This window comes from Streptomyces sp. NPDC019396 (assembly GCF_040632375.1).
Lineage (GTDB): Bacteria > Actinomycetota > Actinomycetes > Streptomycetales > Streptomycetaceae > Streptomyces.
The window spans coordinates 324,660-348,620 of the sequence record NZ_JBEYBS010000002.1 but is presented as its reverse complement, the minus strand read 5'-3'; the positions used below and the strand labels follow the sequence as shown (position 1 = coordinate 348,620).

24 protein-coding genes and 1 tRNA gene are annotated in these 23,961 nt (G+C 70.1%); 1 reads left to right on the top strand and 24 read right to left on the bottom strand.

Features of this window, described 5'->3' with window-relative positions; genetic code table 11:
• Positions 1-119: 119 nt before the first annotated feature.
• From glyA to ABZ532_RS03535, 15 genes are all read right to left on the bottom strand, one after another.
• Positions 120-1,448 carry a serine hydroxymethyltransferase gene (glyA, locus tag ABZ532_RS03605; RefSeq protein WP_361279261.1) on the bottom strand — a complete coding sequence of 443 codons (1,329 nt, stop codon included), beginning with the start codon at positions 1,446-1,448 and terminating at the stop codon, positions 120-122.
• A 411-nt stretch (positions 1,449-1,859) separates the two neighbouring features.
• On the bottom strand, positions 1,860-2,507 hold the full coding sequence (locus ABZ532_RS03600) for a protein-tyrosine-phosphatase (RefSeq protein WP_361279259.1): 648 nt from the start codon (positions 2,505-2,507) through the stop codon (positions 1,860-1,862).
• A 28-nt stretch (positions 2,508-2,535) separates the two neighbouring features.
• Positions 2,536-3,183, bottom strand: coding sequence for an L-threonylcarbamoyladenylate synthase (locus ABZ532_RS03595; RefSeq protein ID WP_361279256.1), 648 nt, complete (start codon positions 3,181-3,183; stop codon positions 2,536-2,538).
• A 96-nt stretch (positions 3,184-3,279) separates the two neighbouring features.
• Positions 3,280-4,161 (bottom strand): peptide chain release factor N(5)-glutamine methyltransferase, encoded by an 882-nt coding sequence (gene prmC, locus ABZ532_RS03590; RefSeq protein ID WP_361279253.1) that lies wholly within the window; start codon positions 4,159-4,161, stop codon positions 3,280-3,282.
• A 77-nt stretch (positions 4,162-4,238) separates the two neighbouring features.
• Positions 4,239-5,312: a peptide chain release factor 1 gene (gene prfA / locus ABZ532_RS03585; RefSeq protein WP_361279251.1), complete on the bottom strand. Its 1,074-nt coding sequence runs from the start codon at positions 5,310-5,312 to the stop codon at positions 4,239-4,241.
• Between the two features lie 153 nt (positions 5,313-5,465).
• Positions 5,466-5,690 (bottom strand): 50S ribosomal protein L31, encoded by a 225-nt coding sequence (gene rpmE, locus ABZ532_RS03580; RefSeq protein WP_361279249.1) that lies wholly within the window; start codon positions 5,688-5,690, stop codon positions 5,466-5,468.
• A gap of 189 nt (positions 5,691-5,879) precedes the next feature.
• Positions 5,880-6,971, bottom strand: a complete 1,092-nt coding sequence (locus tag ABZ532_RS03575; protein ID WP_361279247.1) for an LCP family protein — start codon at positions 6,969-6,971, stop codon at positions 5,880-5,882.
• Positions 6,972-7,367: 396 nt separating this feature from the next.
• On the bottom strand, positions 7,368-9,230 hold the full coding sequence (locus tag ABZ532_RS03570; RefSeq protein WP_361279245.1) for a trypsin-like serine protease: 1,863 nt from the start codon (positions 9,228-9,230) through the stop codon (positions 7,368-7,370).
• A 282-nt stretch (positions 9,231-9,512) separates the two neighbouring features.
• Entirely contained in the window at positions 9,513-11,510 is a 1,998-nt protein-coding gene (gene rho / locus ABZ532_RS03565) for a transcription termination factor Rho (protein WP_361279242.1), read from the bottom strand.
• 388 nt (positions 11,511-11,898) lie between these two features.
• On the bottom strand, positions 11,899-12,816 hold the full coding sequence (gene thrB / locus ABZ532_RS03560) for a homoserine kinase (protein WP_361279240.1): 918 nt from the start codon (positions 12,814-12,816) through the stop codon (positions 11,899-11,901).
• A gap of 474 nt (positions 12,817-13,290) precedes the next feature.
• A complete protein-coding gene (thrC, locus tag ABZ532_RS03555; protein ID WP_361279238.1) occupies positions 13,291-14,358 on the bottom strand; it encodes a threonine synthase in 1,068 nt (355 codons plus the stop codon).
• 7 nt (positions 14,359-14,365) lie between these two features.
• Positions 14,366-15,655, bottom strand: coding sequence for a homoserine dehydrogenase (locus ABZ532_RS03550; RefSeq protein WP_361279442.1), 1,290 nt, complete (start codon positions 15,653-15,655; stop codon positions 14,366-14,368).
• A gap of 127 nt (positions 15,656-15,782) precedes the next feature.
• Positions 15,783-17,174 (bottom strand): diaminopimelate decarboxylase, encoded by a 1,392-nt coding sequence (lysA, locus tag ABZ532_RS03545; protein ID WP_361279235.1) that lies wholly within the window; start codon positions 17,172-17,174, stop codon positions 15,783-15,785.
• 19 nt (positions 17,175-17,193) lie between these two features.
• Positions 17,194-18,180 carry an ArgS-related anticodon-binding protein NrtL gene (gene nrtL, locus ABZ532_RS03540; protein ID WP_361279233.1) on the bottom strand — a complete coding sequence of 329 codons (987 nt, stop codon included), beginning with the start codon at positions 18,178-18,180 and terminating at the stop codon, positions 17,194-17,196.
• Between the two features lie 60 nt (positions 18,181-18,240).
• Positions 18,241-18,720 (bottom strand): response regulator, encoded by a 480-nt coding sequence (locus tag ABZ532_RS03535; protein WP_361279441.1) that lies wholly within the window; start codon positions 18,718-18,720, stop codon positions 18,241-18,243.
• Positions 18,721-18,882: 162 nt separating this feature from the next.
• Between ABZ532_RS03535 and ABZ532_RS03530 the strand changes: the two genes are divergently transcribed.
• Positions 18,883-18,954: transfer RNA gene (locus tag ABZ532_RS03530), tRNA-Arg, on the top strand.
• Between the two features lie 214 nt (positions 18,955-19,168).
• On the opposite strand, the gene ABZ532_RS03525 is transcribed toward ABZ532_RS03530, so the two are convergent.
• The 9 genes from ABZ532_RS03525 to ABZ532_RS03485 form a co-directional block, all read right to left on the bottom strand.
• Positions 19,169-20,542: a site-specific integrase gene (locus tag ABZ532_RS03525; protein WP_361279231.1), complete on the bottom strand. Its 1,374-nt coding sequence runs from the start codon at positions 20,540-20,542 to the stop codon at positions 19,169-19,171.
• The gene (locus ABZ532_RS03520; protein WP_361279440.1) at positions 20,539-20,712 is read right to left on the bottom strand and encodes a helix-turn-helix domain-containing protein; all 174 of its coding nucleotides are present in this window, start codon (positions 20,710-20,712) and stop codon (positions 20,539-20,541) included. Before ABZ532_RS03520 ends, ABZ532_RS03525 begins: the two co-directional genes overlap by 4 nt.
• A gap of 11 nt (positions 20,713-20,723) precedes the next feature.
• Positions 20,724-22,103 (bottom strand): replication initiator protein RepSA, encoded by a 1,380-nt coding sequence (gene repSA / locus ABZ532_RS03515; protein ID WP_361279229.1) that lies wholly within the window; start codon positions 22,101-22,103, stop codon positions 20,724-20,726.
• Positions 22,100-22,294 (bottom strand): hypothetical protein, encoded by a 195-nt coding sequence (locus tag ABZ532_RS03510; protein ID WP_361279227.1) that lies wholly within the window; start codon positions 22,292-22,294, stop codon positions 22,100-22,102. The genes repSA and ABZ532_RS03510 overlap by 4 nt, the downstream gene beginning before the upstream one ends.
• Before the next feature lie 91 nt (positions 22,295-22,385).
• Positions 22,386-22,697 (bottom strand): SpdD-like protein, encoded by a 312-nt coding sequence (locus tag ABZ532_RS03505; RefSeq protein WP_361279225.1) that lies wholly within the window; start codon positions 22,695-22,697, stop codon positions 22,386-22,388.
• 24 nt (positions 22,698-22,721) lie between these two features.
• A complete protein-coding gene (locus ABZ532_RS03500) occupies positions 22,722-22,880 on the bottom strand; it encodes a hypothetical protein (protein ID WP_361279223.1) in 159 nt (52 codons plus the stop codon).
• Between the two features lie 16 nt (positions 22,881-22,896).
• Complete coding sequence (locus tag ABZ532_RS03495; RefSeq protein WP_262006108.1) at positions 22,897-23,091, bottom strand: mobile element transfer protein; 195 nt, start codon at positions 23,089-23,091, stop codon at positions 22,897-22,899.
• A gap of 18 nt (positions 23,092-23,109) precedes the next feature.
• Positions 23,110-23,745 carry a DUF2637 domain-containing protein gene (locus ABZ532_RS03490; protein ID WP_361279221.1) on the bottom strand — a complete coding sequence of 212 codons (636 nt, stop codon included), beginning with the start codon at positions 23,743-23,745 and terminating at the stop codon, positions 23,110-23,112.
• A 22-nt stretch (positions 23,746-23,767) separates the two neighbouring features.
• A complete protein-coding gene (locus tag ABZ532_RS03485; RefSeq protein ID WP_361279219.1) occupies positions 23,768-23,935 on the bottom strand; it encodes a hypothetical protein in 168 nt (55 codons plus the stop codon).
• Between the last annotated feature and the right edge of the window lie 26 nt (positions 23,936-23,961).

Here is a 23,961-nt window from a genome sequence, read left to right as displayed (position 1 = left end):
CACCCTAGCTTTGTTGGCCCTGTGAGTGAGGACTTCCGGATGGTGAGGTCGGTTGCACCAGGCTCGATCCTTGCTCGAACCGCTGCTCGGCCGGGGCTCGAACCAGGCTCGGCCCGGGCTCAGTAGGGCGGGAATCCTCCGGCCAGTTCCCGCACCTCTTCGCGTATGCGGCGTGCGTCGTCACCGTCCCCCGGCGCCCGAAGCGCCAGGCCGAAAAGCATCGCTATCCGGGCCATCTCCGCCTCGCCCATGCCCTGGGTGGTGACGGCCGCGGTGCCCAGCCGGATCCCGCGCCCGTCACCGTAAGGAAGCGCACACGTGTCCAGGACCATCCCGGCGGCGGCGAGTCGTCCGCGGACCACGCGCCCGTCCAGGTCCAGGGGGGCGGGATCCGCCGTGATCAGATGGGTGTCCGTGCCCCCCGTGGTGACGGCGAAGCCCTCCTCGGCCAGGGCCCCGGCGAGCACCTGTGCGTTGGCCACGACCTTGCGGGCGTACTCCGCGAAGGCCGGCGTGGCCGCCTCACCGAAGCCGACCGCCTTGGCGGCGATGGTGTGCATCTGGGCGCCGCCCTGGGTGAACGGGAAGACGGCCCGGTCGATGCGCTCGCCGAGATGGCTTCCGCACAGCACCATCCCGCCGCGCGGGCCGCGCAGCACCTTGTGGGTCGTGGCGCACACGACATCCGCGTACGGGACGGGGTTCGGTGCCACTCCCCCGGCAATCAGGCCCATCGGATGGGCCGAGTCCACGATGAGATACGCGCCCACCTCGTCGGCGATCTCGCGGAACGCGGCGTAGTCGGGGTGCCGGGGGTAGGAGATCGACCCGCAGACGACGGCCTTGGGCCGGTGCTCCCGGGCCAGCCCGCGGATCTGCTCGTAGTCGATCAGACCGGATTCGGCATCGACGCCGTACGGGACGAAGTCGAACCAGCGGCCGGAGAAGTTGGCCGGGGAGCCATGGGTCAGGTGTCCGCCGAAGGCCAGGCCCATAGCCAGCACCGTGTCCCCGGGGCGCAGCAGGGCGGCGTAGGCGGCGAGCACCGCGGACGAACCGGAGTGCGGCTGTACGTTCGCGTGCTCCGCGCCGAACAGCGCCTTCGCCCGGTCGACGGCGATGCGCTCGGCGGTGTCGACGAGCTCGCAGCCGCCGTGGTAGCGCGTGCCCGGGTAGCCCTCGGCGTACTTGTTGGCGAGCCGCGAGCCGAGTGCGGCGAGCACGGCGGGCGAGGCGAAGTTCTCGGCAGCGATGAGCTGCAGGCTGTCGGACTGTCTCACCGACTCGCCAAGGATGACCTCGGCGATCTCCGGATCCTGCCGGCGCAGTGCCTCGAGCTCGGGTGAGCGGACGGCGGCCGCGGCGGCCGGCCCGTGCGACGGGGCTGGCGCGTTCGTCACGGCTGAGGCGGGTGACGCGGCTGATGCTTCAGTGCTGCTGACCGGCATCGTGTGCTCCGGGCATCAGAAGGGCTCGTGCGATCCAATGTAGGCCGGTGCGAGCCCGGCTGCGCGCCCGTTCCACGGTTACGGTCCGGAATGAGGGCTGTCCGTCATCCCGAGTGGGCCGGCGTGCGGCGTCAGATGCACGGGTCTCCCCGGCCCTCCGGAGCCGGGGGGTGGGGGCCGAGGGGACACATCGCGGCGGCGGGGCCCATCGAAGGTTGGTGGAGGTCGCCCTTCTACGGGGCCGCCCAGGAGGAGTGCCGCAGCCGGCGTGTGCGCCGCTGGGGATGACGGGACGGCATCAAGGCCGGGTTCGGACGGGACAAGGCCGCTGGACGCCCCCAGGGCGCCGGGCTCCGCCCCTCAGCGGCTCCGCTGGGGCGTTCCCCGGTCGGCACCCGCGCGGCGCACCCGTCAGCGGCCTGCGGGCACGCCGGTGAGCGCCGTCACCACCGGGTCCAGCGCCAGGTTGATCTCTTCACCGATCGAGCGGAAGAACGTGATCGGCGCGCCGTACGGGTCGTACACCTCGTCCGCCTCCGCGCTCGGCGCGAGCAGCCACCCGCGCAGCGCGGCGGCGGCCCGCACCAGTGCCCTGGCCCGCTCCACAAAGCCGTCGCAGCGCGGATCCGGCAGCGTCGCCGGGTCTATGGCGCGGACCAGCCGGGTGAACTCCTTCAGCGTGAACGTGCGCAGTCCCGCGGAGTGGCCCATGGAGATCACCTGCGCTCGGTGGTCACGGGTCGCCGTCAGCACCAGATCGGCCCGGATGACGTGCTCGTCGAGCAGCTCCCGCCCGGTGAAGCCGCTCGGGTCCGCGCCGAGGTCCGTCAGGACCGTCTCCGCGTTGGGCTCCATCGGGGCGCCCTCGTGCCCCCACGTGCCCGCGCTCTCCACGATCAGCCCGCCCGCCAGCGGATCCCCGAGCCGGTGGCTGAGGGCATGCCGGGTCAGCCGCTCGGTGATCGGCGAGCGGCACACGTTGCCCGTGCTGACGTGAAGGATTCTGAAGGTGTCGACGCCGTTCGCCACACCTATGCCACGCCTCTCAGGGGCGATCACTGGGCCGGTCCTCGGCCGTGCGCCTCACTCATGGCGCCACCTCGAGGTCGGGTACCACCTTCCGCAGCTCGTCCGCGTCGAGCGCCCCGGCACGCAGCAGCACCGGGATCTTCCCGGAGACGTCGACGATCGAGGACGGCACGATGCCGGGGGTCGGTCCGCCGTCGAGGTACACGGAGACGGAATCGCCGAGCATGTCCTGCGCGGCGTCGCAGTCCTCGGGCGCCGGGTGCCCGGTCAGGTTCGCGGAGGACACCGCCATAGGACCGACCTCCGTGAGCAGCTCGATCGCGACCGGGTGCAGCGGCATCCGGATGGCGACCGTGCCCCGGGTGTCGCCCAGGTCCCACTGCAACGACGGCTGGTGCCGGGCGACCAGCGTCAGCGCGCCCGGCCAGAAGGCGTCGACGAGCTCCCAGGCCTTCTCGGAGAAGTCCGTGACCAGACCGTGCAGGGTGTTCGGCGAGCCGATGAGCACGGGCGTGGGCATATTGCGGCCACGGCCCTTCGCTGCCAGCAGATCGCTGACGGCCTCACTGCTGAACGCGTCCGCGCCGATGCCGTACACGGTGTCGGTGGGCAGCACCACGAGCTCGCCGCGGCGCACGGCCGATGCCGCTTCGCGCAGACCGGTGGTGCGATCCGTCGCGTCGTTGCAGTCGTATCGCCGAGCCATCAGCGGGCCTCCTCGTATGTGGTCACTCGTTCTCCCCGTGTTCGTCGGCCGGGGAGACCCCCACCGGGGCGCCGCACATCACCGGGTGCGGGCACGTCACGGCATCGCCTTGCGCGCGGTCGCGAACCGCGGGCGCTTGTTCAGGTCGGGGTGGTCGGCCGCGTCCGCCCAGCCGGCCTCCTCGTTGAAGATCCACGGCACCTGACCGCCCTGGGTGTCGGCGTGCTCCACGACGACGAGGCCGCCGGGGCGCAGCAGCCGGTGGGCGGTGCGCTCGATGCCGCGGATGGTGTCGAGGCCGTCCTCGCCGGAGAACAGCGCCATGTCCGGATCGTGGTCGCGTGCCTCGGGGGCGACGTACTCCCACTCCGTGAGGGGGATGTACGGCGGATTGGAGATCACCAGGTCGACCTGGCCGTCGAGCTCGGGCAGGGCGCGCAGCGCGTCCCCGTGGTGGACGCTGACCCTGGAGCCCTCGGCGTTCTTGCGGGTCCAGTGGATCGCGTCGTCCGACAGCTCCACGGCGTGCACGCGGGAACGCGGCACCTCCTGCGCGATGGCGAGGGCGATGGCCCCGGAGCCCGAGCACAGGTCCACGACCAGCGGCTCGACCACGTCCATCGCCCGCACGGCGTCTATGGCCCAGCCGACGACGGACTCGGTCTCGGGCCGCGGCACGAACACACCGGGGCCGACCTGGAGTTCCAGATAGCGGAAGAAGGCACGTCCGGTGATGTGCTGGAGCGGTTCGCGGGCCTCGCGGCGGGCGATCGCCTCCCAGTAGCGGGCGTCGAAGTCCGCGTCTTTGACCAGGTGCAGCTCACCGCGCTTGACGCTGTGCACGAACGACGCGAGCTCCTCCGCGTCGAAGCGGGGCGAGGGCACGCCGGCGTCGGCCAGCCGCTGGGTGGCCTGGGCCACCTCGGCAAGCAGCAGGGATCGGGGGTACGGGGGTCGTCCCCCCGGGAGCGACTGCACGCTGGTCCTCCGGGCCGGTCGGTTCTGTCTTGCTCGGCTAACTACTGGACGTTCTCGGCTCGCCCGCCCCGTAACGCTTACGCGGCGGCGAGCTTCGCTGCGGAGTCGGCGTCGACACAGGCCTGGATCACCGCGTCCAGTTCCCCGTCGAGCACCTGGTCCAAGTTGTACGCCTTGAATCCGACGCGGTGGTCCGAGATCCGGTTCTCCGGGAAGTTGTACGTACGGATCTTCTCGGAGCGGTCCACGGTGCGGACCTGGCTGCGGCGGGCGTCGGCGGCCTCCCGCTCGGCCGCCTCCTGCGCGGCGGCGAGCAGCCGGGAGCGCAGGATACGCAGGGCCTGCTCCTTGTTCTGGAGCTGGCTCTTCTCGTTCTGGCAGGACGCGACGACACCGGTCGGCAGGTGTGTGATGCGCACCGCGGAGTCGGTGGTGTTGACGGACTGCCCGCCGGGGCCGGAGGAGCGGTAGACGTCGATCCGCAGGTCGTTGGGGTTGATCTCGACATCGACCTCCTCGGCCTCAGGGGTGACGAGCACACCCGCGGCCGAGGTGTGGATACGGCCCTGGGACTCGGTGGCCGGCACCCGCTGCACGCGGTGCACCCCGCCCTCGTACTTCAGCCGCGCCCAGACACCCTGGCCGGGCTCGGGAGTGGCATTGCCCTTGAGCTTCACCGCGACCTGAACGTCCTTGTAGCCGCCGAGCTCGGACTCGGTGGCGTCGATGATCTCGGTCTTCCAGCCCACGCGCTCGGCGTAGCGCAGATACATGCGCAGCAGATCGCCGGCGAAGAGCGCCGACTCGTCGCCACCCGCACCCGCCTTGATCTCCAGGATGACGTCCTTGTCGTCGCTGGGGTCGCGCGGGACGAGCAGCAGCCGCAGCTTGTCGGTGAGCTCCTCGCGCTGCTTGTCCAGCTCCTTCACCTCGGCGGCGAAGTCGGGATCGTCGTTGGCGAGCTCACGGGCCGTCTCGATGTCGTCCCCGGTCTGCTTCCAGGAGCGGTACGTCGCGACGATCGGGGTCAGCTCGGCGTAGCGCTTGTTGAGCTTGCGCGCGTTGGCCTGGTCGGCGTGGACCGCGGGGTCGGCGAGCTTGCTCTCGAGATCGGCGTGCTCGCCGATCAGTTCCTCGACCGCCTCGAACATCGGGGGCTCCTGGTATGCGTACGAAAGTGCTGCGGGGACGACGCTGTCGCCGGTCCGGGGTGGTGTCCCGGGCCCTCGCGGAGAGCGGTGACGGCAAAGCGCCGGTCCCGGCCGCCCCGCGCGGGGGTGGCCGGGAACCGGCGCAGTGGCTCGCTACTTGTTGGCGGAGCCGGCAGCCTTGCCGAAGCGGGCCTCGAAGCGGGCCACACGGCCACCGGTGTCGAGGATCTTCTGCTTGCCCGTGTAGAACGGGTGGCACTCGGAGCAGACCTCGGCACGGATGGTGCCGCTGTCGATCGTGCTGCGAGTGGTGAACGACGCGCCACAGGTGCAGCTCACCTGGGTCTCGACGTACTCGGGGTGGATGTCGCGCTTCAAGGGTTTCTCCTAGATTCGGGAGGGCACCGGGTCGCACGCGCGGGGTGCACGTACGTGAACCGGGGCCGACGTACCAGTCTGCCAGGACCGGCCGTATCTCCCAAAACCGGGGTGAGGCAGCAGCTATTCCCGGCTTCCCCGAACGGGGCCTCCGTCTGCGCCGGGGCTTCGTCGCGGGCTACCGCACGACTACTGCACGATGCCCTTCGCCTCGCCCTCGATGGCGCCCTTGGTAGCGGAGGCGGGGATCGGCTTGTCCGCGGCGAGGGCCTTCCAGACCTGCTGGGACTGCTTCTCCAGCGGCTTCACGCGGTTGGGGTCGATCTTGTCGTACTCGACGGGCAGCGTGATCATGTTGACGTCGTCGGCGCCGAGGCCCTTGAGGCCGTTCGCGAAGCTGATGAGCTCCTTGACCGAGTCGAGCTCCGAGTCCGGGGTGATCGCCTTGGTGGCGCTGTCGGCGAGGCCGTACAGCTTGTCCGGGCTGCTGAACACTCCGACGCTCTTGACCTGCTGGATCAGTGCCTTGATGAACGCCTGCTGGAGCTGGATCCGCCCCAGGTCGCTGCCGTCGCCGACGCTCTTGCGGGTACGGACGAGGCCGAGGGCCTGCTCGCCGTCGAGGGTGTGGGTGCCCGGTTCGAGATCGAGATGGCTCTTGCCGTCCTTGATCGCCTTGCTGGTGGTGACCTTGACGCCGCCCAGCTCGTCGATGATCTTCTTGAAGCCGGTGAAGTCGACCTCTATGTAGTGGTCCATGCGGATGCCGGACATCTGCTCGACGGTCTTGACCGCGCAGGCGGGGCCGCCTGCCTGGTACGCCGTGTTGAACATGGCGCGGGACTGGCCGCTGGTCTCGTTGCCGTCGCCGTCGGTGCAGTCCGGGCGGTCTATGAGGGTGTCGCGGGGCACGGAGACGACCGCGGCCTTCTTGTGGCCCTCGTAGACGTGCACGATCATCGCGGTGTCGGAGCGCGCGCCGCCCTCGTCGGGGCCGTACTCGGAGTTGGCGCCCGCGCGGGAGTCGGAGCCGAGGACGAGGATGTCCATCGAGCCGTTGTCCACGTTGTCGGGACGGTCGGCGCCGAGCTGGGCGTTGATGTCGACGCCCTGGATGTTGCCGTTGAGCTTGAAGTAGAGGTAGCCGATGCCGGATCCGCCGACGAGCACCAGACCGCCGGCCACCCAGGCGGTGGCCGTCACGGCGCGGCGCCGCCCCGTGGGCGGCTTGCGGCGCTTGCCGGTCGCGCGTATTCGACTGCCCTTGGTCTGATCGGCCATATCCCCTCGAGTCCTTGTCGGTCCTCTGTCCCCGCCGTCGCGTTCCCGCATGGTTTGTCCACCATGTCAAATTTTGTTACGCCACTTGTATGACGGCAGGGCGATGAGAAGGGTTGCACAGGGACCTAAGAGGACCGTGAGAGTCACGTAGCGACCGCAGAAGGAGGAGCGGTGCGTTCCCTGTGAAATGGCGCACACAGACCTCGATTCACCTGCGGTTTCCGCGGCGATCTGCGAGACGCGGCTACGCGCCCGCCGCCGGGCTCCGGGGGCGGCGTGTGGCGAACGTCCCACCCTTGAGCACGGGGGGCGGCTCAAAAACGACGGTGCCCGCCGTGCGTGACGCACGGCGGGCACTCGCACCCGGACCGGCTGCCGGGTCTGGCTCAGTGGGACTCAGCCGAACAGGTTGTAGGCCTGCCAGCCGGTACCGAAGTCCTTGCGGGTGCCGAAGATCCCGCCGGAGGACTTGCCGTTGCCCGGGTAGAGCCACATCTTGCCGGTGGAGTCGCGGACCAGCAGGTCGGCGTGGCCGTCGCTGTTCACATCGCCCACGGTGATCAGGGCGTTGAAGCTGCTCGGGCTGAACTTGCCGACCAGGACGCGGGGCTCGAACGCCGTGGACTTGCCGTTGCCCTTGTAGAGGTAGGTGGACCCGTCAGCACCGCGGGCGATCAGGTCGGGCATTCCGTCAGCGGTGAAGTCACCGTGGCCGCGGACCATGCCGTACTGGCCCCAGCCGCCGCCGAGCTTGACGGGGGCGCCGAAGCCGCCGTTGCCCTTACCCGGGTAGAGGTAGATGTAGCCGGTGGAGTTCACGGTGAGGAGGTCGGGGAGCTCGTCGCCGGTGACATCGCCGGGCAGCACGAAGTGCTTGTTCTTGGCCCAGCCGGTGGACAGCAGCTTGCTCTCCCACTCCTGCGTCGCGGGCACGTAGTGGTCCCAGTAGACGGAGCCGTTGCTCGCGCGGACGACCATGTCCTGGTAGTCGTCGCGGTTCAGGTCGCCCTGAACGAGCATGTTGTAGCCGCCGAAGTAGCCGTCGTTGAGGGTGCGGCTGAACGAGGTGACCTTGGAGGTCCACCCGAACAGGGTGTTGTCCGAGGCCCTGCGGGCCTCCAGGTCGGCAGTGTGGTCGTTGCTGCGGTTCGCGTCGTCGACCCGGGACTGGACCGGAGCGGAGTACGTCGACATCTTCGCGTACACGCCGTACTTGCCCTCGGCCGAGCAGTCGATGTCACCCCAGGAGACGACACCGGCGAGCTTGCCGTTGACGACGAGCGGGCCGCCGGAGTCGCCGTTGCAGGTGGTCTCGGTGGTGGCGTCGTCCCCGGTCGGGGCGGCGCCGGCGCAGAGCATGTGGCCCTTGATGAACTTGGCGGCGGTCTCCGTCGCCTCCGGGTACGCGGCGGCGCAGGAGGTGTCCGAGACGATGTCGGCGTCGGCGACCTTCAGCACGTCCGAGCCGCTGTTCGGCTCGGTGGAACTGGTGCGGCCCCAGCCGTAGACCTTGCCGTCGTTGCCCGCCTTGTACAGGCCGCTGTCGGAGGGCTGCGCCAGCGGCAGCGGCTTGACGGAGACCGCCTCGTCCAGCGTGAGGACGGCCACGTCGTTGTCGATGGCGATGCCGTTGTACGACGGGTGGTTCCACTGACGGTAGGCGCCGCGGAGCTGGCCACCGTGCGCGTTCATGGTGCCGTCGTCGTTCAGGGTGGCCATCTGGTCGGCGCCGACGATGACCGCACCGTCCCGGTACCACTTGATGCCCTTGACGCAGTGCGCCGCGGTGGCGACCTTCGTCGGGGCGATGACCGCGCCACCGCAGAAGTAGCCGTTGCCCTCGGCATCCCAGAAGTGGAGCTGGGCCATCCACGGCGCCTGGGAGATCGTGGTCTCCGTGCCGCCGATGATGCGCGCGCTCGGCGCGCTGCGGGCGGCCGTACCGGACCCGGCGGACTCGGCGGTCTTACCGGATTCGGCGGGCGCGGCGGCCTCCGGCTCCGGCTGCTTGACGAGCGTGCGCTTGCTCCGCTGGTCGGCCTTGATCGCGGCCGCCACGCGCTTGCTCAGCTCGGCCTTCGACAGCGGGGCGGGCTTCAGCACCTGGCCAGCGATCGGTGTCACCGCCTCGCCGGCTTCCGCCGAGTCCGATCCGGTGAACGCGATGCCCGCTCCTGCGAGCGCGACTGCTGCGGCCACGGCCGGGAGCGCGAGCTTCAAACGGCGCTTGTGCCGACCACCACGGGTGCGTATCTGCACTCGTAACCCCTCGTGAGAACCGGCGGAGCGCAACCGCCCGCCGGAAGAAACTGTGCTCGTGGTGGGGCAACACACAGGTGTGGGCAGCACCGCCGTCAAGGCCCCCCGACCTCGGCGGTACTGCGTGGTGGAATCCCCCCACGTCGATCAGCAGATGATACGCACGTCAACTACAGGTTGACCAGTGCGGGATGGTACCCAGCAAAACAAGCCGCCCCATCACTCGAAAGTGATGGGGCGGCCTTGTAGAGCGCTCTTACGAGCCCGGCCTGTGATCCGACGTCAGTCGCCGTTGCCCGGCGCCGGAGTCGTCTTCTGGATCTGGAGCAGGAACTCGGCGTTCGACTTCGTCTGCTTCATCTTGTCGAGCAGCAGCTCGATGGCCTGCTGCGAGTCGAGCGCGTGCAGCACCCGGCGCAGCTTCCAGACGATCGCGAGCTCGTCGCTGCCGAGCAGGATCTCCTCCTTGCGGGTGCCGGACGCGTCGACGTCCACTGCGGGGAAGATGCGCTTGTCGGCGAGCTTCCGGTCGAGCTTGAGCTCCATGTTGCCGGTGCCCTTGAACTCCTCGAAGATCACCTCGTCCATGCGGGAGCCGGTGTCGACCAGCGCAGTGGCGAGGATGGTCAGCGAACCGCCGTCCTCGATGTTGCGCGCGGCACCGAAGAAGCGCTTCGGCGGGTAGAGCGCGGTGGAGTCGACACCACCGGACAGGATGCGTCCGGATGCCGGAGCCGCCAGGTTGTAGGCACGGCCCAGACGGGTGATCGAGTCCAGCAGGACGACCACGTCGTGCCCCAGCTCGACCAGGCGCTTGGCGCGCTCGATGGCCAGCTCGGCGACGGTGGTGTGGTCCTCGGCCGGGCGGTCGAAGGTCGAGGAGATGACCTCGCCCTTGACCGACCGCTGCATGTCGGTGACCTCTTCCGGACGCTCGTCGACAAGGACGACCATCAGGTGGCACTCGGGGTTGTTGTGGGTGATCGCGTTGGCGATCGCCTGCATGATCATGGTCTTGCCGGTCTTCGGCGGGGCCACGATCAGGCCTCGCTGGCCCTTACCGATCGGCGACACGAGGTCGATGATGCGGGTGGTCAGCACGCCCGGGTCGGTCTCCAGACGGAGCCGGTCCTGCGGGTAGAGCGGGGTCAGCTTGTTGAACTCCGGGCGGCCACGGCCGGATTCGGGCGCCATGCCGTTGACGGAGTCGAGGCGGACCAGCGCGTTGAACTTCTCGCGGCGCTCGCCTTCCTTGGGCTGGCGGACCGCACCGGTGACGTGGTCACCCTTGCGCAGACCGTTCTTGCGCACCTGCGCGAGGGACACGTACACGTCGTTCGGGCCGGGCAGGTAGCCGGAGGTCCGGATGAACGCGTAGTTGTCGAGGATGTCGAGGATGCCCGCGACCGGGATCAGGACGTCGTCCTCGGCGACCTGCGGCTCGCTGGCGAACTCCTCGCGGCCACGACGGCCACGGCGGTCGCGGTAACGGCCGCGGCGGCCGCGCCGGCCGCTCTCGTCGTCGAAGTCGTCCTGGGGGCCCTGCTGCTGACGCTGGCCGCCGCCCTGCTGCTGACGCTGGCCGCCGCCCTGCTGGTCGTCGCCCTTGCCACCCCGGCGGTCACCGCGGTCTCCGCGCTCACGCTGACGGTCGCGCTGGCGGTCGCCGCGCTCACCCCGGTCGCGCTGGCGGTCGCCGCGGCGGCCCTCGGCCGTGTCGGTGGCGGCTTCGGCCTGGGTGTCCGTCTTGGCCTCGGCGCGCACCTCGGTCTTGACGTCGCCCTTCGCCTCCGCGGCGGTCTCGCCCTCGGGGCTGCCCGCGGGTGACGTGGCACGGCGGCGACGGCGCTCACCGGCCGGGGCGTCGTCGCTGGCCGGCTGGCCGGGGATGTCGATCTGCTGCTGAGCCACGGCCTTCTTCTCGGCCTTCGGCTCGGCTGCCGCGGCGCTGTCGTCGCCTGTGCGGGCCTTGGAGGTGGCACGGCGCTTCGGCTTGGTCTCGGCCGCGGCGTCGGCGCCCTTGGCCGGGGAAGCGGCTTGTCCGCCGCCGGCCTGGGCCTCCTTGATGACCTCGATCAGCTGGCTCTTGCGCATCCGCGCGGTGCCCCTGATGCCGAGGCCGGACGCGACCTGCTGGAGCTCGGCCAGAACCATGCCATCGAGGCCAGTGCCGGAGCGGCGGCGCCGTGAGGTGGTGCCAGAGGCAGCACCTGCGGCGGGCGCGGTGGTGTCGACACTCTTGTCGGCAGTCACGCCCATCAGATCGGTGGTGTCGCTCACGAAGGGTCCTTCCCTGGAGCGGACGTCGGCCTTCTGGCTCGGCGACCGGTTGTGCTGTCCGGCGTTGGTCCGTGATCTTTCGGATCGTGGACCGAAGCCGGGGCGGTAGTCCCGCCGGGTAGGCGGAGGAAATGTACGTGCAAAGTCGGCCCGAGCCCCCTGCTCGGCCCTCTCCCGGTATGAGCGAGGGGTGTCGTGCCGTTTCCGGAGCGTGCTCGAAACTGCTCAGGCAGGCTGCTCAGGCAGTTGGGGAGGCTCCCGGAAGAATGGGTGGTCCCGGATCGGGACACAAAGCACCGCGCCACAAGAATGTGGGCTGCGTACTTGAGGTTAACACTACCGGCTCCAACAAACATTCCCCCTCTCCATCACCGGCAATCCCGTGTCGCTACGAGGCGAGCGGAAGCACGCTGGCCCCGCCCCCGTCGAGGTCCAGCCGGTTCGCCGCCCAGCCCTCACCCGCGAGCCGTGAGACCTTGTCGGCCGTGCTGTCGTCGACCAGCGCGAGCACCGTGGGGCCCGCACCGGAGATGACCGCGGGAACGCCGTCCGCGCGCAGCCGGTTGACGAGGTCGGTGCTCTGCGGCATCGCGGGAGCGCGGTACTCCTGGTGGAGGCGGTCCTCGGTGGCCGGCAGCAGCAGCTCGGGGCGGTTGGTCAGAGCCTCGACGAGCAGCGCGGCACGACCCGCGTTGGCCGCGGCGTCGACATGCGGGACCGTACGCGGAAGGAGCCCGCGGGCGGTCTCGGTGAGCACCGGATTCGACGGCACGAAAACCACCGGAACGATGGAATCCGATGGATCCATCCTGATGGCGCGGGCCGCACCGGCCTCCGTCCAGGCCAGGGTGAACCCGCCGAGCAGACAGGCCGCGACATTGTCGGGGTGCCCTTCGATGTCGGTGGCGAGCTCCAGCAGCGCGGCGTCGTCGAGCCGGGCGTCGCCGCCTATGGTCACCGCGCGGGCGGCGACGATACCGGCGCAGATGGCGGCGGAGGACGAACCGAGCCCGCGGCCGTGCGGGATGCGGTTGGCGCAGACCACCTCGAGGCCGCGCGGCTGCCCGCCGAGCAGCTCGAAGGCGGTGCGCAGCGAGCGCACGAGCAGATGGTTCTCGTCCCGGGGCAGGGTCTCGGCTCCCTCACCGGCGATGTCGATATGCAGACCGGAATCGGCCACCCGGACGACGACGTCGTCGTAGAGCCCCAGCGACAGGCCGAAGGCATCGAAGCCCGGCCCGAGGTTCGCGCTGGTGGCGGGGACGCGCACCCGGACGGCGGCAGCACGGAATGCGGGACCGGCCATCGCTCGACGACACTCCTTGGTTCTTGGATCGGATTCTGGTCGACGGAATTCTGATTCTGATCGACGTGAACATCGGGCCTGACGCGCACTGGCGGACGAGGACCCGTGGGCCGAAACGGCAGCAGCACCGCGGCATATGCGGCGGGCCGGCTGAGCACAGCCTAGCGAAGGAAGGTTCAGCGGCGACATAGGGCGCAGGGGAGGCACGCGATGCGTGTCGCACACCCGGCAGCCCCGGTCACTTCCCGCACGGGGCCCGTGCGCGCCCCCGCGATTCCCGTGCGCCCGTGTCCGGCGCCGGGAGCCTCGCGGCTGCGGTGTCCGGCCGCGGCGCATTTCCGCCTGGGCGGAAACACGCCGCGCCGGACGCGGCAGCACCCGAAGGAGCGCGAAGAAGGGCACGACAGGACCGCGGGGACGGCACCACCAGCCACGGCTGCGCCGCAGCCGGCCGACGGCACTTCGGCGCAGCGCCTACGCGAGGCCCAGGCGCTCAGCCGCCGCGTCCGCGTCCACCGGCACCGTGAGCGGCTGGGGGGCTCCGGCGACCGCCCAGTCGGGGTCCTTGAGGCCGTTGCCCGTGACCGTACAGACGATCTTCTGGCCGGGGTCGACCTTCCCCTCCTCGGCCGCCTTGAGCAGGCCCGCCACGGACGCCGCCGACGCGGGCTCCACGAAGACGCCCTCGCGGGAGGCCAGCAGCCGGTAGGCGCGCAGGATCTGACGATCGGTCACCTCGTCGATGAAGCCGCCCGACTCCTCCCGGGCGGCCAGGGCGTACTCCCAGGAGGCCGGGTTCCCGATCCGGATCGCGGTGGCGATGGTCGACGGGTCCTTGACCACCTCGCCGCGCACGATGGGCGCGGAGCCGGACGCCTGGAAGCCCCACATCCGCGGGGTGCGGGTGGACACCGCGTCCGCGGCGTACTCCTTGTAGCCCTTCCAGTAGGCCGTGATGTTTCCGGCGTTGCCGACAGGGAGCACATGGATGTCGGGGGCGTCGCCGAGCGCGTCCACGATCTCGAACGCGGCGGTCTTCTGACCCTCGATACGGACCGGGTTGACCGAATTGACCAGCGCCACCGGGTAGTTCTCGGAGAGCCCGCGGGCAAGCACCAGGCAGTCGTCGAAGTTGCCGTCGACCTGGAGGATCTTCGCCCCGTGGACCAGGGCCTGCCCGAGCTTGCCCATGGCGATCTTGCCCTGGGGGATCAGCACGGCGCTGACCATCCCGGCGCGCCCGCCGTACGCGGCGGCGGAGGCCGAGGTGTTTCCGGTGGAGGCGCAGATGACGGCCTGCGCGCCCTCCTCCTTGGCCTTGCTGATCGCCATCGTCATCCCGCGGTCCTTGAAGGACCCGGTCGGGTTCGCACCCTCGACCTTGAGATATACCTCACAGCCGGTGACCTCGGAGAGGGTACCCGCGGCGACGAGCGGCGTACCGCCCTCGCCGAGCGTGACGACCGGCGTGGTCTCCGTGACCGGGAGCCGGTCCCGGTACTCCTCGATGATGCCGCGCCACTGGTGCGTGCGAGTACTCATTGGGTGCCTACTCTCCTTCAACCCGCATGATGCTGGCGACACCACGCACGGTGTCGAGTTCGCGCAGCGCCTCGACCGTCCCGGAAAGGGCGGCGTCGGGCGCGCGGTGGGTGACGACGACCAGTGAGGCCTCGCCGTCCTTGCCCTTCTGGCGCACCGTGTCGATGGATACGCCGTGCTCGGCGAAGACCGTCGCGACCTGGGCGAGCACACCAGGTTTGTCGGCCACGTCGAGGCTGATGTGGTACCGCGTCACGACCTCGCCCATGGGGCTCACGGGCAGCTGGGTGTACACGGACTCACCGGGTCCGGTGGCCTCGGCGAGCTTGTTGCGGCAGACCGCGACCAGGTCGCCGAGCACCGCGGACGCGGTCGGGGAGCCGCCGGCGCCGGGACCGTAGAACATCAGCCGCCCGGCGGCCTCGGCCTCCACGAACACGGCGTTGTACGCCTCGCGGACGGAGGCCAGCGGGTGGCTGAGCGGGATCATCGCGGGATGGACCCTGGCGGTGACCGACTTCCCGTCGGCCGCCCGCTCGCAGATCGCCAGCAGCTTGATGGTGCAGCCCATCTTCCTGGCGGAGGCGAAGTCGGCGGCGGTGACCTCGGTCATGCCCTCGCGGTAGACGTCGTCGAGGCGTACCCGGGTGTGGAAGGAGATACCTGCGAGGATCGCGGCCTTGGCCGCGGCGTCGAAGCCCTCGACATCGGCGGTCGGGTCGGCTTCGGCGTATCCGAGTGCCGTGGCCTCGTCGAGGGCCTCGGAGTATCCCGCGCCCGAGGTGTCCATCTTGTCGAGGATGAAGTTCGTGGTGCCGTTGACGATGCCGAGCACACGGTTGACCTTGTCACCGGCGAGCGACTCGCGCAGCGGCCTGATCAGCGGGATCGCCCCGGCGACCGCGGCCTCGAAGTAGAGGTCGCGGCCGTGCTTCTCGGCGGCGGCGTACAGCGTGGCGCCGTCCTCGGCGAGCAGCGCCTTGTTGGCGGAGACCACGGAGGCGCCGTGCTCGAAGGCCGCGGTGATCAGCGCCCGGGCGGGCTCGATCCCGCCGATCACCTCGACGACCACGTCGATGTCGTCGCGGGAGACGAGCGCCATGGCGTCCGTGGTGATGAGCTCCCGCGGGATCCCCTCGCGGACCTTGGAGGGGCGGCGGACGGCGACCCCGGCGAGCTCCACCGGGGCCCCGATCCGTGCGGCGAGGTCATCGGCGTGCGTCGTCATGAGGCGGGCCACCTCTGAGCCGACCACACCACAGCCCAGGAGCGCCACCTTCAGTGGACGCGTACGCATCATCCGACCTTCGCCTTTCATCGAGCACAGCCGTTTCTTCATTCAGGGTGCGAACCAGTCTCACTCACCTGTTGGCGGATTCCGGCGCACCGTCCATATCCCGAGACAGATATTCCATCACCCGACATCACCCGACATCGAGGCGCAGTAGATCCTCCTCCGTCTCACGCCGGACGATCACTCGCGCCTCCCCACCCCCGACCGCGACGACGGGCGGGCGCAGGGCGTGGTTGTAGTTGCTGGCCATCGAGCGGCAGTAGGCGCCGGTGGCCGGCACGGCGATCAGGTCGCCCGGTGCGAGATCGGCAGGCAGGAAGGCGTCCCGCACGACGATGTCACCGCTCTCACAGTGCTTGCCGACGACCCGTACGAGCATCGGCGCGGCGCTGGACGTACGCGAGACGAGCGCGACGCTGTACTCGGCGTCGTAGAGGGCCGTACGGATGTTGTCGGACATTCCGCCGTCGACGCTGACGTAGGTCCGCAGCCCGGCGAGCGGCTTGATGGTGCCCACCTCGTACAGCGTGAAGGCGGTGGGTCCGACGATCGCCCGTCCGGGCTCGACGGAGATCCGGGGCGTACGCAGCCCGGCCGCTTCACACTCACGGGTGACGATCTCGCTGAGGGCCTTGGCGATCTCGTGGGGCTCGCGCGGGTCGTCGTCCGGGGTGTACGCGATACCGAGACCGCCACCGAGGTCGATCTCGGGCAGCTCGACCCCGTGCTCGTCCCTGACCTCGGCCAGCAGCCGCACCACGCGCCTGGCCGAGACCTCGAACCCGGCCATGTCGAAGATCTGCGAGCCGATGTGCGAGTGGATGCCGATGAGCTCGATGCCGTCGAGCTTCAGCGCCCTGCGGACCGCTTCGGCCGCCTGTCCGTCGGCGAGCGCGATACCGAACTTCTGGTCCTCGTGCGCGGTCGCGATGAACTCGTGGGTGTGGGCCTCGACGCCGACGGTGACCCGGATCTGCACCCGCTGGCGCTTGCCGAGCGACTGGGCGATGTGCGCGACCCGGACGATCTCCTGGAAGGAGTCGAGCACGATGCGCCCGACCCCGGCGCGTACGGCCTTCTCGATCTCGTCGGCGGACTTGTTGTTGCCGTGGAAGGCGATCCGCTCAGCGGGCATCCCGGCGTCGAGGGCCGTGGCGAGCTCCCCGCCCGAACACACATCCAGATTGAGGCCCTCCTCCGTCAGCCAGCGCACGACCGCGCGGCTCAGGAAGGCCTTGCCGGCGTAGAACACGTCCGCGTCGTTGCCGAAGGCGTCGGCCCAGGCGCGGCAGCGGGCGCGGAAGTCCTCCTCGTCCAGGAAGTAGGCAGGGGTGCCGAACTCCTCGGCCAGCCGGGTGACTTCCACCCCGCCGACACTGACGACCCCGTCCCCGTTCCTGGTGACCGTACGGGCCCACACCTTCTCGTCGAGTGCGTTGAGGTCGGCGGGCGGGGCGGAGTAGTGCCCCTCGGGCAGTACGTCTCCGTGGCGAGGTCCTGCGGGGTGGGCGGAACGGCTCATACTGTCTTTCTCACATTCCCTACACGTATTCGGGCGCGCTGATGCCGAGCAGGGACAGGCCGCCTGCCAGCACCGTCCCGGCGGCTTCGGCGAGGGCGAGCCGGGACCGGTGGGCGGCCGAGGGTTTCTCGTCGCCGCGGGGCAGCACGGTGTGCTGGAAGCCGAGGAAGGCGTCGGCGGTGGTCTCCAGATGCCGCGCGAGACGGTCGGGGGCGCGGTGGCCGGCGGCGGAGACGAGCACACGCGGGTAGTCGCCGATGGCACCCAGCAGCGCCGGCGCGTCGACGGTCTCCTCGTGGGAGACGGGAACGGCGAGCCGCTCGGCGGCCCGCAGCAGGGCGCGGGCGCGGGAGTGCGCGTACCGCACGCGGAAGAACGGACTGGCCTCGCCCTGCACGAGCAGCCCGTCGTCCAGCTTCGGCCGGTCGTGCGCGGCGGCCCGCAGCAGGGCCCAGCGGGTGGCATCGGCCCCGAAGCGCCGCAGCAGCTCTTCCGCACCGGCCCCGGCGGGCACGGGGCGTACCTCGATGGCCGCCTCGGCCCCGTCCTGTACGACGGCACCCTGCGCGAACGCCAGCCTCCGCAGGGCATCGGCCATCACGGTGGCCCTGACCTCGGCGCAGTGGCGGTACGCACACCGCTCACCGGCCATGCTCTTGCCGTACCCGTACCGGCCGCCCTGCTCGAGCACCGTACGCACCAGGGAGCCCTCGGCCCCGCTGACCAGCGTGATGTTGAGAAACCCGGGCCCGGTGACCTCGACCCCGGAGATCATGGGATGACGGACAAGCTGCTCACCGAGCACTTCGGCGACCCGCAGCGCGGGCATCCCGGCGTCACGGGCGAGCCGCAGTGCGGCGTTGGTCGTGTAGTCCCCCCGGCCCCCGGGCCGCGGTCGCTCCACCGTGACCCTCTCGGGCACCGCCACCGGCCCCACGAGGGCACCCTCCTCAACCGCACGGCGCACGGCGCCCAGCACGGTACGGGAGAGATCTGCGGGGGTCACGGGTCCAGCGTATGGGAGGAGGGGGGTGTGATCGCGAACCGGTTTCGCCATGCGGGCAGCTCAGCCCCGCGCAGTCCCCGCCCACCCGGCCCCGCGCCTGCCGTCAACCGACGGCGGCCCCTCCCCGCGCAGCCGGCGCACCAACCGCACCAACTCGCCCGGCTCGAAAGGCTTCGCGAGAAACGCGTCGACCTCGGCGGTGACACCATCCTGCGCCTCGTACTGCGTGCAGGCACTGATGATGGCCACGGGCACCTGCCGCGTCCGCGGATCGGCCCGCAGCCGCGCGGCGGTCCGCAGCCCGTCGAGCCGCGGCATCACCACATCAAGCGTGATCACATCCGGCCGCACCCGGTGCACGACCTCCAGGCACTCGGCACCATCAGCGGCGGTCACGACCTCGAAGCCCTCCAGCTCGAGATTGACCCTGATCAGCTGCCGAATGACCCTGTTGTCATCCACAACAAGCACCCGGCCGGACGCGCCTGACACAACTCGAGAGTAGGTCGCACACCCCTCCGGCGTCCGGCTTTTCCCCACTTCCACCCCCACCAGGGGTACCTGCCGCCACCCCGGATTCCCCCCGGCCACCCCCACGCACCGCCCACCGGATCCACCCCGGTCACTGCCTGGAAATACCTGTTCACGGGCACCCCTCCCAAGCTGGTAGGGTTCTACCCGTCGCCGCCGAGAGCGGCGAACGCCCCCGTAGCTCAGGGGATAGAGCAACGGCCTCCGGAGCCGTGTGCGCAGGTTCGAATCCTGCCGGGGGCACCCTGTACGAGGTGCCCAAAGACCCCGCCATCAGCGCTTTCGCTGAGAACGGGGTCTTCGCGTATGTGCAGCCAACTGCCATGCTGTGCAGCCGTATGACAGCCTCTGCGGCCTATTCGCGGCCTGGTTCCTGCCAGAACCTCGCAGGTCAAGCCCGGAAATGCGAAGGCCCCCGGGATTCACCCAGGGGCCTCGGACCGCAGCGGCTCCGCTCTCACTCATACTCGCGCAGCAGCTCCTCGATGCGGCGGTTGCCGACCTCCTGCCGACCGTCCAAGCACTTCGCGTACCGGCCCAGGAGGACCTCCACGCTGTTGCCGGCCCGTGCGGCGACCTCAGTCGGATCCACACCGGCGTTGAGCCACGTCGAGAGGGCCGAATGCCTCAGGTCGTACGGACGCTGGGCCAGCGGCGAAGCGACCGCGGCCGGTGGCAGGGCGAGAAGCCGCGCCTCCCGCCAGGCCCTGTAGTAGGTGGACGACGACACCACTCCCCCACCCTCGCTGAAGAAGAGCCGCCCGTCCTCGGCGGTCCCGAAGGTGTCCACGTGGTCCCGCAGCACGGCAACCAGCTGCGGCGGAATCGGCACCCGGCGAACCTCCTCGGCAGGCCGATTCTTCAGCCCGCGGTCGTCGTGGCTCTCACCAGAATCGGTCCACTGCTTGCCGACGCTGGGCCGGGACCGGTGCAGCACAGCCTCACCCCAGCCAGCGGAAGGGAGCGTGAGGTCTGGCAGCGCCAGGCCCACGGCTTCGGCCGGGCGGAAGCCTCCGAAGTACATACATGCGAAAAGCCCGACCAGGCGTCTGCCGCGTGCCCTTCGGTAGCCGCCGACGTAGGAAACCGCGCAAAGCAGCGAACGCGCCTGATCCGGATTTGCCACCACCCGCGGATCCACGTCATTGGCAACCTTCGGCTTCTGCCACCGCACGGCCGACAGCGGATTCTCCTGAAACTCACCAAGGTCGACGGCGTAGAGGATGGCATTGACCAGCGTCCGCCTCTTCCGACGAACCGTCTCCGCCGCTGCGGCAGCACCATCCAATTTGATCTTCAGAGAATCAAGCACGGCCCTTCCCGCGACAGGGTCGGCTAGATCCGCAAGCGGGCGGGAAGCCTTGCCGACCCAATGCAACGCGTTGGCGACCTCATCCGGCAGGTCACGGTCATCCGGTCCTGGCAGGACAAAGGCCCAGTTACGCAGGGCTTTCCTCAGGAGGGCATCCGCAGGTCGGCCAGGACGCTCATCCAGGAGTGCGAGTGTCACGGAGGTCAACGACTCGTTGATCCCGTCGCGGGTGTTCGGAGCGGCGTGAGGCCACTTCATGGCGAGGTACTTCAGAGCGAAGGCGTACCAGCTCAGGCTCGCCTTTCTCTCCACCATGGAATCCGGTAGACCGGATGTCGTGTCGAATTCCTCACCATCACGCGCTGCCCTGAGCAACTTGGACCGAAAGCTGTCAGCGAGCGCCTTCGTCTTTCGAGTCTCGGAAAAAGGCTGTCCCGCAACCTTCCAGCGCACTTCGTAAGAGGGACGTTTCCCAGGCTTCACGCGGATGGACCACACCCTCACATCCGTTGACTTCACGCGACCGCCCCTTCCCGCGATCGCAGCCAAGCCTGAAAGTCGGACCGCCACACCCTCAGCTCACCGTTTGGAAGCGTAAATGCCTTTGGAGCCTTGCCGAGTTCACGCCACCGGTAGAAGGTGCGCCGTGAGATTCCCTTCAGCTCGGCAAGGACCTCGGCCGTGGTCATCAGCTCATCCTTCACGTCACAGCCCCTTCCAGAGCGAGTCGTTCGTGCAGTGCTTCGCGGGCGGTTTCACGGTTGAGTTGGATGCCTCGGGCAATGGTGGCGGCGAGTGCGGATTCGCCGGGGGTGTGGCCGTGTCCGGCGTACTGCCAGGAGGCGAGGACGAGGACGGTGTCCGGGTCGCCGAGGGCGTCGTGTTCTTGGGCGGCGCGGTAGTCGGCGCGGATCTGGCGCAGCGCGCCGAGGGTGGTGGAGTAGCGGCGGGATTTGGTGGAGAAGTGGCCGCGGAAGCCGAGCATGTGGGCCCAGGCGCCCAGTTTCCGGTCCGGGTAGAGGGGGGCGAGGTCGAGGCATGCCTCGATGAGGCGGCGGGGGTGGTAGGGCACGTCCAGGAGGTGGAGGACTTCCCGGTTCCCGATGCGGCGGTCGAGGCTGCCGGTGGATTCGGCTGCTTTGGTGGCGTACTTGGCGACGTAGGAGGCGACTGCCTGTTCGGTGATGTCGGAGCCGGCGCCGAAGGCTTTGACCGGTCGGATGTCGAGCTGGGTGCCCCAGCGGAAGGGCCGGTGGGGTTGGTCTCCGGCGGCTGGGACGGTGATCGAGGTGTAGGAGTGGGCGACGGCGGCGCGGATGGAGTCGGTGAGCAGCTGCACGGTGGCCCACGAGGGTGGGGCGGTGTCGGGGCCGTCGGGTCCATCGAGGCGGATCACGGCGTGGAAGTGGATCGCTCCGCGTTTCTGGAACTCGGCGACCTTGCCGTAGGAGAGGCGCAGCATGTCTTTGAGTTCGCGCTGGGTGAGTCCGGCTCGGGCGGCGATCTCGCGGCGGAGCCGGGTGGTGAAGCGCTGCCAGAGCTGTCCGGCGTGGTTGTTGAACAGCACCGTTCCGGCGTAGTCGTAGGTGGCTGGGTCGAGGGCGGTGCCCAGGGCGGGGTCGGTCTCGGCGTGCCGGGTGCCGCAGCGGCAGAGGCCACGGTCGGGGCGGTTGTGGACCGGGCCGAACGAGGGTGCGGTGAGGGTGGCGAAGACGCGGGGGTGGTCGCGGACGGTGGCGGGGATGTCCTTGGACTCGTCGCCTGCGAGTCCGGCGCGGATGAGGTGGTAGGTGTCTCCGGCGTAGGTGTAGGCGCAGGTGGGGCAGCGGGAGGCGCGGCGGTTGCCGCAGGCGACTCGTAAGCGTCCGCCGGGTTCGGTGTCGGTGGAGTACCGGCGGAGGGTCTCGCCGGTGGTGCGGTCTTTGGCGAGGGTCCAGCCGGTGAGGTGGATCGGGTCGGAGCAGCCGCCCGTGCGGTGCACTTGGTCTTTCCAGCGGTCGAAGCCGGGGGACCCGGCCACCCGCAGCACGTCGCTGAGGATGACCGGGTCCAGGCCCGCCGCGGTGGCGGTGTCGGTCACGCGGCCACCTCGATGCGGGACGTGGCAGGGCGGCGGACCGGGCGGGTGCCGGTGCCGTGGCAGGCCGGGCAGCAGACAGTGATGGTGCGCAGGTTTCCGTGTCGGTCGCGTCCGCCGAGGGTGACCCTCACGGTGGGGAAGCCGTCGCAGTTCGAGCAGACCCGCACGGCGGGACTGGTGGGCTGGGCCATGATGGGTGTTCCTCCGGATCGGTTGGTTCGGGCAGGGGAACGGCTTCCGGGGCGGCGGATACTTGGCGGTTGAGACCGCCCCGGGGGCCGGTCAGCGGCGCTTGGTCTCGGAGGCGAGCAGCGAGCGGAGCACGACCGCGCACACGGCGACCGCGGTGGCGGTGAGGGCGACCGCGAGGAGCATCGAGACCAGGACCGCGCCGACGACCAGGACGACGGCGGTGCCTCCGCCGACGAGGGCGACCAGGGCACCGGGGGTGAGCTGGACCGTGGGCCGGGCCGGGGCCGCCGGGGCGACGGGCGCTGGGGCGGGGGTGTGCTGGACGATCGCGGTCGGCTCGACGGCGGGCGGGGTGGCGATGCCGGTGGGTGTCGGCATGGTGGGGATCTTCGGGCGGAGCATGGTTGTTCTCCTTTCTGCGGTGGGCTACTTGTCGATGGCGGTGTCGATGACGGGGGCCAGGAGGCTGTCGGCGAGGAGGAAGCCGCCGAGGAGGAGCACGGCGATGAGCCACCAGGGCGGGCGGATGAGCTTGATGCCGAGGGCGCCGACGACGATCAGGGCGAGCCAGAGCGGAACGTCCATGGCGGTGTTCTCCCGTTCAGTCGGTGATGCGGCAGCGGTGAGTGCGGGCGGCGAGCTGGGCGGCGGTCTGGCTGGCGTAGTCGGCGGACCAGCCGCAGCGGTCGGCGGTGCAGACGGCGGCGTGCTTGGTGCGGCCGTGCCGGTCGCGGTGGGTGCCGATCTGCACCGGGCCGATCCGCATCACGGAGTGGAAGTGGTCACGAGCGGGCATGATGGCCGTCCTTTCTGGTCAGGCGAGTTGGGCGGCGATGGCATCGGCCATAAGTGCGGGGACTCCGAGACGGGCGCGCAGGGTGTCGGTGTCGATCGGTGTGCCGGTGCGGGCGTGGTGGTCGTCGGCGACCTTGCGGGCGTGGTCGACTAGCGCGGCCGGGACGGCGGGAGCCGGTTCGGGTGCGGGCAGAGCCGGGGCAGGCTCCGATGGCTCGATGGGCGCAGGCTCAGCAGCGGGGACGGGTTCGGCCGGCAGACCGGTCGTTTCGGGGCCGGGTTCGGGGTCGACCGCGGCGGGTGAGTGGGCGAGGAGTGTGCCGCCGAGGAAGGCGAGTGCGGGCCATCCTGCGATGCCGAAGCGCAGCCAGGCGGGTGGGTGGGCGAGGTCGAGGAATCCGGCGGTGGCGACGTTCGCGCCGAGCGAGGCGACCAGTGCGATCAGGAACCAGCACCAGGCGAGCCGGGAGGGTCCGTCGTTGCGGAGCCGACGCCAGGCTGCGACCAGGAGCAGGTCGACACTGACCGGGTAGGCCCATGCCTTCCATCCGGTCTGCCCGGCAGCGGCGGCGAGGTCGTGCAGGTGGGCGAAGGACAGGGCCCCAGCGATCACGGCTTGCACCAGGACGGCGTCGACGCGGAGTGAGCGGGTCATGTCTCCACCTCCTCTTGGGGTGTCAGGCGGTCGGAGCGGTACCGGAGCCGAAGCAGGTCAGGCAGAGTGCGGCCTGCCGGTCGGCGGTCTCGCGGAGCTTGCGGACGGAGCCGACACGGACGGTTTCGGCGATCTCGCCGACGCCCTTGCAGTCCGGGCACTTCTTCGGCCGGGGCTTGCGAGTGGGCATGAGCGTTCCTTCCGGTTTCAGGCATG

Excerpts from the sequence above, each read along its gene's own strand:
- ABZ532_RS03510 (WP_361279227.1), bottom strand. The coding sequence starts at position 22,294 with ATGGCCCAGCCCACCAGTCCCGCCGTGCGGGTCTGCTCGAACTGCGAC.
- ABZ532_RS03575 (WP_361279247.1), bottom strand. The coding sequence starts at position 6,971 with ATGGCCGATCAGACCAAGGGCAGTCGAATACGCGCGACCGGCAAGCGC.
- ABZ532_RS03490 (WP_361279221.1), bottom strand. The coding sequence starts at position 23,745 with ATGACCCGCTCACTCCGCGTCGACGCCGTCCTGGTGCAAGCCGTGATC.
- ABZ532_RS03550 (WP_361279442.1), bottom strand. The coding sequence starts at position 15,655 with ATGCGTACGCGTCCACTGAAGGTGGCGCTCCTGGGCTGTGGTGTGGTC.
- glyA (WP_361279261.1), bottom strand. The coding sequence starts at position 1,448 with ATGCCGGTCAGCAGCACTGAAGCATCAGCCGCGTCACCCGCCTCAGCC.
- ABZ532_RS03520 (WP_361279440.1), bottom strand. The coding sequence starts at position 20,712 with ATGACCACGGCCGAGGTCCTTGCCGAGCTGAAGGGAATCTCACGGCGC.
- thrB (WP_361279240.1), bottom strand. The coding sequence starts at position 12,816 with ATGGCCGGTCCCGCATTCCGTGCTGCCGCCGTCCGGGTGCGCGTCCCC.
- thrC (WP_361279238.1), bottom strand. The coding sequence starts at position 14,358 with ATGAGTACTCGCACGCACCAGTGGCGCGGCATCATCGAGGAGTACCGG.
- lysA (WP_361279235.1), bottom strand. The coding sequence starts at position 17,174 with ATGAGCCGTTCCGCCCACCCCGCAGGACCTCGCCACGGAGACGTACTG.
- ABZ532_RS03595 (WP_361279256.1), bottom strand. The coding sequence starts at position 3,183 with ATGGCTCGGCGATACGACTGCAACGACGCGACGGATCGCACCACCGGT.
- ABZ532_RS03495 (WP_262006108.1), bottom strand. The coding sequence starts at position 23,091 with ATGCCCGCTCGTGACCACTTCCACTCCGTGATGCGGATCGGCCCGGTG.
- ABZ532_RS03505 (WP_361279225.1), bottom strand. The coding sequence starts at position 22,697 with ATGCTCCGCCCGAAGATCCCCACCATGCCGACACCCACCGGCATCGCC.
- ABZ532_RS03485 (WP_361279219.1), bottom strand. The coding sequence starts at position 23,935 with ATGCCCACTCGCAAGCCCCGGCCGAAGAAGTGCCCGGACTGCAAGGGC.
- prfA (WP_361279251.1), bottom strand. The coding sequence starts at position 5,312 with ATGTTCGAGGCGGTCGAGGAACTGATCGGCGAGCACGCCGATCTCGAG.
- ABZ532_RS03500 (WP_361279223.1), bottom strand. The coding sequence starts at position 22,880 with ATGGACGTTCCGCTCTGGCTCGCCCTGATCGTCGTCGGCGCCCTCGGC.